Here is a 14,563-nt window from a genome sequence, read left to right as displayed (position 1 = left end):
GGTGTGAGGTGCAGGTTACGACAGGCCGTTTCTGACCAGGGCTGTGCAAAACCTCTTGCAAGGATCAAGGTTAGAACCCGATCATAAAAAGCGCGTCCCTGTGTAAACATCCCGATGTTCAGCCTGCCTGGCCATTCCGGATTTGGCCGCTTCTGGCCGATTTCCTCCGGTCAGGGTCGGCCAGTGGACTGGTCAATTCAGAAGCAAACGACTGGTCAAGTCGAAGGCAAATGGGTGGTCAAGTACAAGCAATTACTCATCCACTCCCTCTTTGACCTCAGTTGCACATGCATCCAACCGCAAGCGAATGAAATGCGCAGGAATCGTTGGGACTTATTCGCCAAGCCAATGAGTTTAGAAGACGCGCCCCATGACAAGAGCCGTATCAAATACATATGAGGCCCAAAAACCATCAAGACGAACGATAGCCCACCAAAACCCGTTTACACGAAACTTTTTGAGGGTATAATCCCGATATTCGAAACCAGAGCACGCATCTATGATCAAAAAAAACCAAGCCTCCATTCCCGAACTGCTGATCCAAAATGTCCCACGAAACCTGATCATGGGTGTCGAGGATGCCGTTGACGTGGGCGCCCTTCGTGCCTATTTGGCTACAAAAGACATGGACGAGAAGCATCGGAAGAATGCGCTTGGTCAGATGCGAGCGTTCCACATGAACGAATCATTTGAAGAGACTCTGCGCGCCGCTGAAGCTGTCCATACTCCTATCAAAGGCAATGGCGTTGTTGTCGGTCAAGCCGGCATCTTCAAATTCGGTCGAGTGAACATGTCGTCCACGCTGTGGAATAACATTCGTCGCGGCGCCATTCGCCGGCAGCTCGCGGAAGCGAATCTGGCAATGACGCAACTCGTTCAGCCATCGCTGTTCGCTCCGGAACCTATCACCACTGGCACATTCTTTTTCGTAGCATGTTTCAGCGGTTCTTTGACCAACCACCCTGAAGCACCGCTGGAAATTCATATTGCCGTGCCGGATGCAGAGATGAAGGGTTGGCTCTTTCGTGAGCCGGTAAAGAAGTTCCTGCCTCGCTATGACCAGGTACCTCAGCAACGCGACTTGGCAGTACCGAAACTCAAAACAGGTCTGCTCGAAACAGACCAAACCGAAACTGGAAAAGATACAGAATGACTCGTGGAATAACAGGGTTTGAGCCAGGGCGGCTTGTACAAGCGCTCGCGGCTCGCGGCCTTTCTCAAGTAGCACTGGCAAGCATGGTGGGGGTATCCCCCGCTACCGTGAGCAAGTGGAAAAGCGGCCAGCAGTCCCCCGAGGCTGAGGCCCTGGCCAACCTCTCCAAGGTCATAAACGTGGCCCCGGAATGGTTCACCCGGCCTATTCCTGAGAAATGCTCTCTCCCCCTGTTCCGAAGTAATGCTTCCACGCATGCCAGCGCCCGAACCATGCTCGAAGCGCGCCTCGAATGGGCCCAGGATATCGCGCTAGCCTTGAGTGAGTTCGTGGACTTCCCAGAGGTGAACCTGCCCAAACGTAAGTTCACAGACCCCGAGCAGATCACCAGTGCAGACATTGAGGAAGCAGCTGATGAATGCCGCGAACTCTGGGGGCTCGGTCGTCGTGCAGTTCCTGACCTGGCCATGGCGGTTGAAGGGGCAGGCGTGATCCTCGTGCGGGAAGAAACAGGCATCGCGACCATTGAAGGACTGTCGGCCTGGAGTCAGGTGCTGAACCGTCCGCTTGTGCTGCTTTCTGCTGATAAGCAAAACGGCTTTCGCAGCCGCTTTGACTTAGCTCACGAGCTTGGTCACCTGATACTGCACAAAGGAATCGAGCGTTCGACTGACCCTGTTCGCCACAAAATGATGGAAGACCAGGCGCACCGTTTCGCAGGCGCCTTCCTGCTCCCAGCAGAAACGTTTGCCGCAGAAGTCAGAAGCCCAGTCACCCTGGACAGCCTTCTTCTGCTTAAGCAGCGCTGGGGTGTCTCTGTGGCTGCAATGGTCATGCGCCTCTGGGCATTGGGCGTGATTGATGACGATGCAAAAAGCCTTTTGTTCAAGCGTCGCTCAGCTCGTTGGGGTGTGAAGGCAGAGCCCGGTGATGAAGGGCGTGCTACTGAACAGACGCGCTTGCTCAGACGCACTATCGAACTGCTGGCATCTTCTGGCGTCTTGCCGGTTAATGGCGTCTCTGCCTACATTGGCTTGTCAGATACTGACATCGAAATGCTAACTGGCTTGCCGCTGCGTTACCTCAGTGGCAATGCTGAAGTGGTGCACTTTGCCAAGCTGAAGAGTGCGAGCAGTCCCACGGTTTCAGTGACAAGAGCAGCAGAAGAAGTTGGAGTTGTGATTCCGTTCAATCGCGGCAGGTGATTTCACGGGGGCAATGTAATGATCAAGCCAACAGCCATAGCCACGGATGGCCGGGCCAAAGCTTGGCTACAGCAGTTCCAGCTGGGTGATCGGGCGCGAGCCCAAAAGCTGCTGGAAGCGTTTGCCTTCATCTCAAGAGATGACTTCATAGACCAAATGCGGCTCATGCTGCTTCGAGAAAGTACAGAGGTTAAGGGAGCAATCGCTCTTTATGCCGAGCGTGAGCTTAGGCATCGCTTTGGAAAGCCGCACCGGTTGTTTAAGGAAGCCGAACGAAAGGTTAAGCGAGCCATCGGTTCAAAAGGGCCAGATGCGGTCAAACCTACCAAAGCATATGACCCTTCGGTTGGCAGCGAAGGGATCGTTGCCCAGATGATTTCTCAGCTCTGCCAAGAATATCCTGGCAAATTTCTGAACCACCCAGGCCCCGACCAGATACGCAAGAAACGCGCACGCGCGTTTTGGGTTGTGACGGATTTGATTGGCAGTGGCGATCGAGCATCTCGCTATCTGGAAGCTGCCTGGCTTGTGAGATCTGTCCGCAGTTGGTGGTCAGGCAAACTGATAAAATTTGCCGTCATGGCGTACTCTGCTACCGAATCAGGCGAGCGCTGGGTCGCAAGGCATCCCTCTAAACCCGCAATCCATATTGTCCTCCCCTGCCCAACGATCGACACCAGCTTTCCCCGCAAAGAAGCGGAGCAAATGAAAATGCTCTGCACCACGTACGACCCAACTGATGGAGAGCCAGGTCACCCCCCTTGGGTCTGGAGCGGCCCCAGTCTTGGATATGGCAGCGGTGGAGCCTTGCTTGTGTTCGCACACGGCGCACCAAACAACGTCCCTCTGATGTTCCACAAGGCCTCTCGCGATAAGCAAAAAGCCTGGACGCCATTGTTCCCGGCCAGGGTTTCTACAGGCATCAGTAAAGACGCATTCGGGATCGATTTGACGGCAGACAAGATCAGTGTGCGCCTGGACAACCTTGGGGATAAAAGTCTGGCCAAATCGAAGGCTGTTTTGAACTCCGAACTACACACCGCACAGATCTTCTTGTTGTTGAGCGCCCTGCTACAACCTCTGCGCCTCAATGACAGGATGCTTGCCCATCGAACCGGCCTGAAAACTTATGAGGTGACGAATCTACTCTGGAAAATCACTCAATACGGGTGGATTGATTCGCAACGCAGGCTTACCGACCAAGGCTACGGCCAGCTCGCCCATGCCAGAAAACAAGAGCATAGCGCCGAAGCGTCGATGTCTGTTGGCAACCTAGACCCAGCACCGTACTATCCCACCTCGTTGAGGCATCCAATCTAGATTCTAGCTTCGGCGTACATTCCTAGAATGTTGCTGCCATGATGAGTTGGATACTCAGCTCGTCACCGGGCGCAGACTACTGCTGCCCTATGTCCTAGCTCCTGCTTGCGGTTAAGCGCTCACGCCGCAGTTTGGTGGTGTGGCCTTCCGACTGCGGCGTGAGCACTCACCCTCCGGGTGTCAAAGTAGATGAAGGATTGGACGCCTCAACACTACCGCCGCGCTCCAGGCGCAGCCAATGTTCCTGTGTCTGTAATGGAAGCTGCGATCGCCGCTTCTAGCAGGACGGTGGCTGTCCACTCATCGCTTCCGCCAATACTGACGCTCAACCACCTCGCTCACTTGACTCAGGTACCTTACAAACACCTTCGCGATTACGTCACGCGCGATATCGAGTCTTACAAAATTTTCCGCGTAAGAAAGCGGGCCCGGCCTGGAATACCAACTGCTTTCCGAGTGATATGCGTTCCTCCTCCAAGCCTGGCAACTGCACAGCGGTGGATCGCTCAGCACGTGCTCTCAAAGGCAAGACCAAATGCTGCCAGCACAGCCTTCGCGCCAGGCTCTAAGCTGGTAGATGCGACAGCGCCACATTGCGCCAGCCGGTGGTTGATCAAAGTAGATGTTCAACGATTTTTTGAATCGATATCAGAAGTCGACTGCTACCGCGTTTTTCGCAGCCTGGGCTATCAGCCTCTCGTGGCATTCGAGCTGTCACGCCTATGCACACGCAATGGTAATTTCAGTCGCCTGCGCCGCGCGATCAAATGGCGCAGAAAGATCTCTTTGTCCAAGTCCAAAATTCCCGGATATGCATCGCGTGACATTGGCCATCTTCCCCAAGGTGCCGCAACAAGTCCGATGCTCGCCAACTTGGTGATGAGAGAAGCTGACACGCTGATGACTACCCTAGCCGATCGACTCGGGCTGACTTACACCCGTTATGCGGATGACCTGACCTTTTCCACATCAGATCCCAAGTTTGATCGAAAGACTGCTATTAAAATCGTCAACGAGGCTTACGCCCTCCTTCGCCGCTTTGGCTTCATGCCCAACGTTGCGAAGACAATGATCGCTTCCCCAAGAAGCCGAAAAATCGTCCTAGGGCTACAGGTTGATCAGGATAAGCCTAGGCTGACCCGTGCGTTCAAAATGAAAATGCGGATGCACATGTACTATCTGGAACGCGGAGATGTCGGGCCATTGGTACATGCTGAGCGACGGGGGTTTTCATCAGTCGTAGGCATGCGCAATCACCTGATGGGATTGGCAGCATATGCCATCCAGATCGAGCCTGAGTACGGAAGGAACCTCCGGGAGAGATTGGAGGCGTTGGATTGGCCAGTACTTTACTGACTCATTTCAGTAGATCGAAAGGCGCCCAGCGGGAGAGATGCTGACTAATCGAGAAGACGATCAAATGAGCTACTGGCCGTTATGGGCGACCACTATCTCAGCGAACTGCATCAGATCATGAATTTTTCCGAGACCTGTCCGATCCAGATAGAAACCGGCAATGTCCATCGCGCGCAGGCCATCTTGGTCGCAGGTTAGTGAGTCACCAATCATAAGCACCCGCCCTAATCCGTTACTGAAATAGTGACCCGGCTCACATCCATCTGTCGGCAAACCAGATGATAAATACTGGGGGGCTTCATGGCTCCCAACTCATAGCTGAAAGCGTAGCCATCTGAGCGAGAGGACTTCTCGAACTTCAGGGCCATAGGGGCTGGCAAGATTCGAGCAAATGCCGATTTTGACGCCTGCCTCTTTCAACACCGACAGAGGCGAGTCCTACGAGCCTCGCTAATTTCTCGGTTCCGCCACCTGACATGCCAGTTCCCATCATCAAATGAATGCACAAGCGCGAGGCCAACCAGGATTGGGGCCTGAGCAATCTGGGTGCGATCCGCCATGTCAGGACAACGTACCGCAAACCTTGGGGGCATCCACGGACGCGCCGGGTTCAATCAAGCTTTCAATCGTTTTTATGAGGTGCAGCCATGACCGCTTGTCGGATGCGTGCTATTTACATGATGCACCGAAACTAACCAACACAATGGGTGAAGGACTGTTAAAAATATTTACCAGCCGAGATCTTTAGTCGTGATCTTGCGATCAGAAAGAGGTTACAGGCAGGCCCGCTGGCGAACGCGGACAGAATGGCAGCGATCGCAGAAGCACTGAAAATAGGGGACTAAAAAAGAAAAAGGTACTAAATAACATATAAAGCGCATTTTTTAGCACTTTTTGCTATTTCAAATTTTACTTTACAGTAAATACCATCCGGTCCGTGAGATTATAACACCATTCCGGAGACTTGTCAATATATGCGTAAATCGACGATTGGATACAGCCAGAGTACGTCCAAGCCAAAAGCTAGAGCTACAACGCAGTCCTCCCTTCCAGGCTACAGCATCGCGCCAATGAAGAGCCTGACCCGAATCAAATTGGAGCCGCCAAGGCTATACGAAACGGCCACAGGTGCCCCACTGGGCTTCTACAACGACTTCACCGAGCACCTCTGGGGTGAGATCGGCATCAGCTACAAGCGCAACTCAGCACTCGCAATGGAAAAAGGTGGGCGTGTGTTCGCTGAATTTCTCTACGAAACCGGCGCCCTCTCTGGCAGGCTTGACTCGGCCACAGCTTCGAAAACCATGCACCTCTTTTCGTCCTACCTCGTTGAGGGCGCTGAAGCGAAAGACGCGATTGTCCGCCAGGCATTCATTCGGACAGGACGCACGACGATCACTGCGAAATCTGCCGGTCAGTACATCACTGCAGCCAATCTTATGCTGGCTGTCTGCAGCGAGATCACTTTTGAGCAGGCAGAAATGATCTCCGTCCTGACCGACCTCACGCCTCAGATACAAATGAGGGCACTCCCAGAACTGAAGCCCAGGGTGCGCAGCTCCCAAGAAATGGCACAGATCCACGCAAATACGCTACAGGTCAAACCCAATCTCTCGTCGGCTACGAGGACGACCAATGGAGGCTTGCGCCCCCCAAAAGCCGACAAAACCCGAACAGCCAAACACATTGGCATCTCTCATATTCTCCCTATGCTTGAGCACGCTCCCACCCCCATAGATGGGTTGATCTGGGCGTTAGGGCTAGGAAGCCTCAGGGTCTCTGAATCGGTTGGGATTCGTTTGGAGGACGTTGACGTCACCAACAGGACGATTCGCGTCCAAGATCCCCATGGCCTGCGTGACACTACGAACAAGGAAAGCTTCGGATTCAAGGGCCGCAAGACTGCCGTCGTAACGATGTTCGAGCCTTTCAAGTCCAAGTTTTGGCAAAAACTGGGTGAATACATGGCTGTCCGCCCTCATTCCGACAGCCCATGGCTTTTGCTTTCGCTCGATGCTGATACCTACGGCATACCTCTCTGCGAACTCAAATCCAGCAGCGTCAACCGGGCGATCAACCGGCGCATCCAGGCGACCCAACGCAAACTTAATTTCCAAGCTCCCCAAGGCAACTACTGCTCCCATGACTTTCGTCATTCCTTTGGTATCTGGGCGCGCAACTACGTGACGATTCCGGGTCGGCCTAAACCAGGGCTCGATCTCCCTGAGATCCAACTGCTGATGGGACACGCCAGCCTCAAAAGCACAGAGATCTATGCCTCAGATTTGGGTATACATACGCTCGTAGAAGTCGATGCCTCAAATGAGCTCATCTACGACCATGGTGCGGGGAAGGACATCGATTTCTATCGTGGCCAAGCCTATGCCCGTCTAAGCGAAGCGCTTTTGAGCAAGGGCCCATCAGCGTGATCAATACCACTGATAACCCGATCCTTCACAGCGCTGACGCCCTGGATAGCGCTGCGACCCTCCTGCAAGAGCTGGCTAATCGAGCGATTGCTTGCGAGACCAGCCCCGGTAAGGCCAATCCCGAGCTCATGCAGGATTGGCAGGCCAGGCAACGTGTAGCGGCCTCCATTTTTCTGAGGCGCCGGAAAGGTCGTCGCCTGACGACTGCTGAGATCAATATGATGCATGAACTTTGCATCGCCTCCGAAAGCGAAGAGAAGGATAAAGAGCAGGCCAAACGTCTGTATACCGAGCTAACGGGCTTTGAGAAACCCGAATTCGTGGAGGTAAAGGGACTTCGCGTCCCACTTCGAGCCATGTTCGTCCAGTTGTGGGCCAGGGGGAAAGTCACTCTTCCATACAGCTTCAAAGTAAGTGGCGTGTGGGCTAAATATCCTGATCTCAAATCCGAGTCGGAATCGTTTATTTACGACGTTTCCGAATCCCAAACGGAATTCATTCATCGGAGCACCCGGGCATTCCAGTATCGTGTTAACTGGCATAAACCACAAGACGTGAACTTCACCGAGCTTTGGGACTCTGCTCCTGCCGTTGTTGACAAACAGCGCAGCATCCGCAATTCCCGGGGAGCAAAAACAAACGATTTTTCGTACTTGGCCTGGGTTCACTGTTTCGCAAAACAGTACCCACATATCGTAAGCCCAGAGCAAGCTCGGATATTGGAAGGTTATCATGCTCACTTGAGTATGACGTTGGTCGAGGTTTCCAGCGAAGAACACAGGAAAACCTACAAACAGTTCGTAAAATACTGGGGAAAGTTGGCAGATCAGGCATCAAGGGGCGAATATCTTCGGCGCAATCGAATTCGCTATGAGACAGGTATGGATGGCCGCAAGAGCAAGGCAGAAAAGGAGGCCGAAAAGAAAGAACGTCAAGAAGAAACCAATATCAGGAATGCACTAAACGTCCTCTCCGCTGAAGAATACTCAATCTTGCCTTGGCGCAAGCGCCGCTCAAGAGATAATTATCAATGGGTCGAAGAGTTCTACCGCCCGGAAGCCGACCCAGAAATCGTCAAGAAACTGAGTCGCTGGGCAAGGGTCGGCGAGCTCCATCTGGCCCACGTGGAAGAAAAATTGAATATTGCCCCCCGCCGACAAGAAGTGGGCTATGTTCATATATTGATGGACTACTTGGGGATCTACCTTCCAGCTTGGCTCAAAAAGCATCCCGAGAGCGCTGTCGAATTCCCCGAATTCATCGAAAACTTCTACCGCTCCATATTTTGGCGACGCACCAAGAACCAAACGACATTCACCCACCCTCTTGAAAAAACAGAGGCGGAACTCCCTCTCACCTTGCTCCAGTTTTACGATCTCAAAAGGACGCAGAAGACCAGAGCTACCTTCATCAACGTTGTCTTTCGATTTTTCGAGGTCGCTATCTTTAATGCGTCTGAGATAAGGCCAGACGGCGGAGTGCTGGTTGACAGTCTGTACAAGAATCCAGTCAATAAGAGCCTGGATTCAAACGGGAGTGGCCCCTCAGGAAAAAGCGACAAAATCCCTCTGCCAATTGATTCCATGCTGATGGTTGAGGCGTACATGCTGGCACTCGATGCCATTGGCGTTGAGCTCCAGAACAACTGCCTCAACGGTACTTACACTCACGATCAAATAACGGAGATCAGAAATAGCACCTGGATCGACCTCAAACGATTTGGCATTGCCTACACACTGAAATTGTGGAGCCCAAGCGACACATCCGAATCGATAGAGATCCCACTGGATAGGGTCATCAATGCCTATTCGTGGCGCAATGAAAAGTATCAGACGTCTCAGGATTATATTTCTGTCCCCTGGCTTTCTCAGCTCAGGATGCTCACGATCGCGCTTTTCTCGGGACTAAGGTTGCAGAACTGCCAGTGGCTCGACGTCAGGGATTTTGACAAGTATTACGACCCATCCCTGAGAGGCAGCATCGGAAGCTGCATCCTATTTGTAAACACTGACAAAAGTGGCAACAGCCGGCCCGTAACCCTACCGTACAAAGTCATGGATGTACTTCTTCAGGAGCGTAATTTCCAAATCAACCACTACCAAGCCGAATACGACGGCATCCCCTACCAGAACGACCCTAAAAACCAAAGCAATTACGACCTTATTCATCCCCTATTTCGTAGTCCGTGGAAGGGAAAAGGCCTTCCTTTTTCCGACAGCTCTTACAACCTTAAGTGGATCCAAATCCTGAGAGGATTCCAAGAAATCTACAACAGCTTTGTTCCCGCTGAACGTCGACATACATTCGTCGAATGCGACAACAGCGGGGAATGGTCGGCGGTGCACACACCGCATGCACTACGAGCTACATGGGTCACTCACCGTAGGCTATACGCGTTCCTGGACTACGCCATCATTGGCGGACAGGTCGGTCATGCCAACAAACATATCACCGCACATTACGTGGTTCCAACCTCACAGGAAACGATTGCACGCATCGATGCAGCCAATATGAGCGTGTCCGACCGCGCGTTTGCTGCTCTCATGGGCCGACCTCCAGCCCCCTCTTCACCTGAGTCCGCACTGATGCAAGGCTGGGCGCAAAATAGGGAAGCTGTCATTCGCGACCAGCATCTGATCTCGGTAATCCCTGACATCATGGATGTAGACGAGACGGGTGTCGACCTGATAGCGAGCGACAAAAACCGACGCATGAAGTTTATGGATTACTGCATGTGTCCACGCGCTGGCGACTGCCCTAAAAAGCTAGTGGATTTCACCAAAATCACTCGAACATGCGGCATCTGTCCATACGCTGCGCATTCCACGCCATCCGGCCACCCAGCCCACCAACATCCGGCCACCTGTTCCACGGTCATCCGGCCGGGCAGTCGGAGCGCAGCGACGCAGGTTTGCATTGTTAGTCTGAAGTCTCTGTCGCCGTCAATTTCGTTGCGCGCCTGCGCATCGATTCGCCCTTCAGTTCGATCCGATAAGCGTTATGCACCAGCCGGTCTAGGATCGCGTCGCCCAAGGTCGGATCGCCGATCAGCGCATGCCATTTGTCCACCGGCATCTGGCTGGTCACCAGCGTCGAGCGGTTGCCGTAGCGGTCGTCCAGCAGCTCAAGCATGTCGCGTCGTTGCGCGGCGGTAAAAGGCGCCAGGCCCCAGTCGTCCAGGATCAGTAAGTCGGTCTTGGCATAACCAGCCATCAGTTTGGCGAAGCGGCCGTCGCCGTGGGCCAGGCCCAGTTCCTCCAACAAGCGTGGCAGGCGCAGGTAGCGCACGCTGTAGCCGTCGCGGCAGGCCTTGTGGGCCAGCGCGCAGGCGAGCCAGGTTTTGCCTACGCCGGTTGGGCCGCCGATGATCAGGTTCAGGCCGTCGCGCAGCCACTGGCCGCTGCCCAGCTGCAGGATCATGGCCTTGTCCAGGCCACGCGGGCTGCGGTAGTCGATGTCTTCCAGGCAGGCGTTGTGGCGCAACCGCGCAGCTTTGAGGCGAGTGGTCATGCGGGCGTCTTCGCGCTCGGTCACCTCGCGGTCGACCATCAGGCCGAGGCGTTCGTCGAAGCTGAGATCGTTGATGTCAGGCGTTGCGTGTTGTTCGCCAAGCGCCTTGATCATGCCGTGCAGGCGCAGGGTTTGTAGCTTGTCGAGTGTCGGATTTGGCAGCATGTTCGTGCTCCTTTTTCAGGTCAGTGGTAGTAGCCGGGGCCACGCAGGTTGATGTGCTCGTCGGGCAGTAACGGCAGGTTTTGCTGGGCCAGCGGTAGCCGTTCCAGTCCTTGGCGCAGTATCGATTCGAGGCTTTTGTAGCTACATGCACCCAGTGCCAGCGCACGCTGGCAAGCGGCTTCCAGCCGCTCTTCGCCGTGCTGTTTGCTCAGGCGCAGGATGCCCAGGCAGGCGCGGAAGCCGTGCTGCGAATGGATTCGGCGTTCGAGGATGTAGGCGATAACGCCAGCGGTGTTCGGCCCTGTCTGCTCGGCCCAGCGGATCAGCCGTTGCGGCGTCCACTCGGCATGTTCGCGGTGGCTCTTGGGCATGTGCTCGATCTGGGTGGTGTGGCGGCCTTTATGGGGCGAGCGCAGATGGCTGGCCACACGTTGGTTGGCGTGGAAGCACTCGACGGTCTGCGCGGTCAGGCGTACTTCGAGTTGGTGTTTCACCAGTTGGTATGGCACGGAGTAAAAATGGCCGTCGACTTCGACGTGGTAGTCGATGTGCACCCGTACCTTTTTCCACTCGGCGTAGATGTAAGGGTGTTCCGGCAGCGCTTGCAGCGCCGGTTGGTCGATGCTCTCGAAGGCTGACCGGCGTGAGCCGGGCAGTTTCTTGAAGGGCTTCTGATTGAGGCGATCCAGCAGCAGCGCGATGGCTGTGTTGAGTTCGCCCAACGAGAAGAACTGGCGGTTGCGCAGCACCGCCAGGATCCACCGCTCGACCACTTGCACGCCGACTTCGACCTTGGATTTGTCCTTGGGTTTGCGCGAGCGAGCGGGCAGCACGGCCACGCCGTAATGCTCGGCCAGATCGCGGTAACTGGGGTTGATGTCGGGCTCGTAGCGATGTGCCTTGGTCACGCCGCTGCGCAGATTATCCGGCACCAGGATCTGTGCGGTGCCGCCGAAAAAAGCAAAACAGCGGGCGTGCGAGCCCAGCCAGTCGGGCAGTTTCTGCGACCAGGTGGCTTCGGCGAAGGTGTAGCTGGAGGCGCCGAGGACGGCGACGAAAATCTGGGCCTGGCGGATCTCTGCGGTTCGCCGGTCGATGATCGGCACGGTCTGACCCGCGTAATCGACGAACAGTTTTTCGCCGGCACGGTGTTCCTGGCGCATGACCACGTCGACCTTGGCGGCCCAGAGGCGGTAGTGCTCGCAGAACCAGCTGTATTGGAAGCCTTGCGGATGGGTGAGCCGATACTCTTGCCAAAGCAGGGCCAGGGTTACGCCGGGGCGGCGTAGCTCGGCGTGGACATGAACCCAGTCCGGTACCGGACGTTCATCACTGGGGACAGCGGGCGGCGGCGGAAAAAGATGCCGTTGCAACTCGGCGTCAGTCAGCGCAGACGGCCAGGTAAGACCGCTGGCAGCAAAGCGATTGAGGTACTCACCGACGCTAGCTCGACCTACTTGCAAGCTGATAGCGACCTGGCGGGCAGATAGGCCGACCTCGAATTTGAGACGTAGCACTTCTCGAATCTTACGCATGGATAACCGCTCCACGACGACCTCTCTGCTTCGATAAAAGAGGTCGATGGTAGTGAATTAATCCTGCGTTGCTGCCTGCCTTAAGGGTGGCCGGATGACCGTGGAATGGGTGGCCGGATCATCGTGGAATCAGTGGCCGGATGTTCATGGAATAGGTGGCCGGATGGCTGTGGAATCCGCACATACGCCGTATACGGGATCGATCACCTACCAGGCTTGAACGCGAAAGTTCGTGACTTTGCGAATCGTGCCGACCAGTTGAAAGCCAGGCTTCAGAAAACACACAAACTTCAGCCCAAATCTCCGGAAATTCCAGTGATTCATGAAGACCTCTCCCTCTGCATGTTAGAGCAAGCCGGGTACCGACAAGCCATCCAAATCTTGGAGCAAAACTGGCGAGACGAGAAATTTCCGAACGGTTACATCACACGGCATCGCGATCTGGCGAACGCCATCCGTCACAGTGTCGATATGAATGACCCCAAACAACGCGTCGTTTCAATGTTGATCGATGAGTCACAGTTCCCTGGCTTCGCCGCAGAGCATTATCCGCTGATCTTGGATGAGCTGATCCGCAACCCTGATTATATGCATATTGCCACCCAACCGGTTGACGAAAGGGAAATCTACATCGGCCAAATCTTGTCCATCATGGCCGGGACAGGGATCTCCTTTGAAGAAATATCCGCATACGCGCTAAGCAAGCCTTCTTCACTAGCCCGCCGAGTCGAAGCGATGGCAAGTCTCCACTGAAAATGAAGAGGAAAAGTCAAAAAACCAGTCCTAAGGAGCAACGAGGTGCTGCGCAGCTTCGGGCAACGATTAGCCGTATCAATGCCGCTTTACAAATGCTGTCGGAGAACGGTGATCGATTCGAAAAAATCAGTCATCTAGCAGAAGAGGTTTCGAGAATCTGCAACGTCCACCGCTCGCTCCTGTTGAGGCAAGACAAGTCATACAGGAAGTGTCTCGACAGATTTCCCGAGCTGGTGGGCGACCTATCCACTACAGAGGCGACGCTATACGCATCGCCATATAACCTGGAGATAGACCCGCTGCACCCGGTCATGATCCGCAACGCACAGCTGGAGCAGGAGAACGTCAAACTCCGAAACATTGTAGACGATCTATCCACGAGGCCTTCAGCGGTAGCACGGACTGCAGACGCAACGCCTAAAACAAGTGGAGCGCCTGAGTATCAGCGTGAGTTCGAATTGACTTGTCAGCTCGTGGATAAAATTCTCGACCACAAACGGGCCATTCGGGTTGTCGACGATGGCCTGTTCGACCTTTCGGATATCAGCGGTATCCCCAAATTGATTGCCGACTCCAAGCTCCTCGGCCCATATCTCACCTGGAAAGCCACACGTGCACGAATCCAATAGTGGCCCCTCGTCCAACGTCGCCTCCCTTGATGACTCAGGTATTGAGTTGTCACCGCTTGAGGCGCTTCGCGCCATGACACCTGAGCTGGAATCGGCAAAGAAGTTGCGCATCGTAGCCCTGGAGATCATTGAGTTAGGGCAAGCGGTGACCATGCGAGGGAGCAAGATCAACCTCGCATGGCTAGCAGGGAAAGTGGGGCTGACAAGGCAGGTTTTCTATCCAGGCCGTGGCGGACAGGAGCTGTCGCAGATCGCAGACCTGCTGCTAGAGCACGTGCGTTTTCGGCCCGGCTCAACCAAGACTCAAACGCCGTACGACAAATCGCTCGCAAGCCTTCGAACCGAAATTCAACTGCTTAGAATCCAGCTGCGGGATGCCGACCGCGCCCTGCTTCGCGCTGCTTTCCGCGAGGAGATCGTTCGCTCAGGGAAGATCCTCACGTTCTGACCGGGTTCTAGGGCTTCAGGATTTCAAGGTTTCAGATCGACGCGGAGGTGGAGACTC

Annotated in this window: 10 protein-coding genes; 8 read left to right on the top strand and 2 right to left on the bottom strand. The window is 54.6% G+C overall.

The features are described 5' to 3' along the window. The first annotated feature begins 499 nt into the window (after positions 1-499). From AC1Z24_RS05800 to AC1Z24_RS05780, 5 genes are all read left to right on the top strand, one after another. Positions 500-1,153 (top strand): hypothetical protein, encoded by a 654-nt coding sequence (locus tag AC1Z24_RS05800; RefSeq protein ID WP_483744891.1) that lies wholly within the window; start codon positions 500-502, stop codon positions 1,151-1,153. Further along, entirely contained in the window at positions 1,150-2,358 is a 1,209-nt protein-coding gene (locus AC1Z24_RS05795) for an XRE family transcriptional regulator (RefSeq protein ID WP_483744890.1), read from the top strand. The genes AC1Z24_RS05800 and AC1Z24_RS05795 overlap by 4 nt, the downstream gene beginning before the upstream one ends. An 18-nt stretch (positions 2,359-2,376) precedes the next feature. After that, a complete protein-coding gene (locus tag AC1Z24_RS05790) occupies positions 2,377-3,678 on the top strand; it encodes a phosphoribosyltransferase-like protein (protein WP_483744889.1) in 1,302 nt (433 codons plus the stop codon). Positions 3,679-3,867: 189 nt separating this feature from the next. Beyond that, positions 3,868-5,034 carry a reverse transcriptase family protein gene (locus AC1Z24_RS05785; RefSeq protein ID WP_483744888.1) on the top strand — a complete coding sequence of 389 codons (1,167 nt, stop codon included), beginning with the start codon at positions 3,868-3,870 and terminating at the stop codon, positions 5,032-5,034. 1,070 nt (positions 5,035-6,104) lie between these two features. After that, a complete protein-coding gene (locus AC1Z24_RS05780; RefSeq protein WP_483744887.1) occupies positions 6,105-7,463 on the top strand; it encodes a tyrosine-type recombinase/integrase in 1,359 nt (452 codons plus the stop codon). A gap of 2,919 nt (positions 7,464-10,382) precedes the next feature. Here the strand turns inward: AC1Z24_RS05780 and istB are convergent. Both istB and istA read right to left on the bottom strand, forming a co-directional pair. Then, positions 10,383-11,138: an IS21-like element ISPsy14 family helper ATPase IstB gene (gene istB, locus AC1Z24_RS05775; protein ID WP_483744585.1), complete on the bottom strand. Its 756-nt coding sequence runs from the start codon at positions 11,136-11,138 to the stop codon at positions 10,383-10,385. Positions 11,139-11,158: 20 nt separating this feature from the next. Further along, on the bottom strand, positions 11,159-12,673 hold the full coding sequence (gene istA / locus AC1Z24_RS05770) for an IS21 family transposase (RefSeq protein WP_483744584.1): 1,515 nt from the start codon (positions 12,671-12,673) through the stop codon (positions 11,159-11,161). 216 nt (positions 12,674-12,889) lie between these two features. Here istA and AC1Z24_RS05765 point away from each other — a divergent pair, with 216 nt between their 5' ends. The 3 genes from AC1Z24_RS05765 to AC1Z24_RS05755 all read left to right on the top strand — a co-directional run bounded on the left by AC1Z24_RS05765 (position 12,890) and on the right by AC1Z24_RS05755 (position 14,506). Beyond that, on the top strand, positions 12,890-13,426 hold the full coding sequence (locus tag AC1Z24_RS05765) for a hypothetical protein (protein ID WP_483744886.1): 537 nt from the start codon (positions 12,890-12,892) through the stop codon (positions 13,424-13,426). 2 nt (positions 13,427-13,428) lie between these two features. Next, positions 13,429-14,058 (top strand): hypothetical protein, encoded by a 630-nt coding sequence (locus AC1Z24_RS05760; RefSeq protein WP_483744885.1) that lies wholly within the window; start codon positions 13,429-13,431, stop codon positions 14,056-14,058. Positions 14,059-14,131: 73 nt separating this feature from the next. Then, entirely contained in the window at positions 14,132-14,506 is a 375-nt protein-coding gene (locus AC1Z24_RS05755) for a hypothetical protein (protein WP_483746539.1), read from the top strand. The last annotated feature ends 57 nt before the right edge of the window (positions 14,507-14,563 follow it).

This window comes from Pseudomonas sp. JL23 (assembly GCF_056933585.1).
The sequence above is the reverse complement of the archived record's forward strand: the minus strand, read 5'-3'. Positions and strand labels throughout refer to the sequence as shown.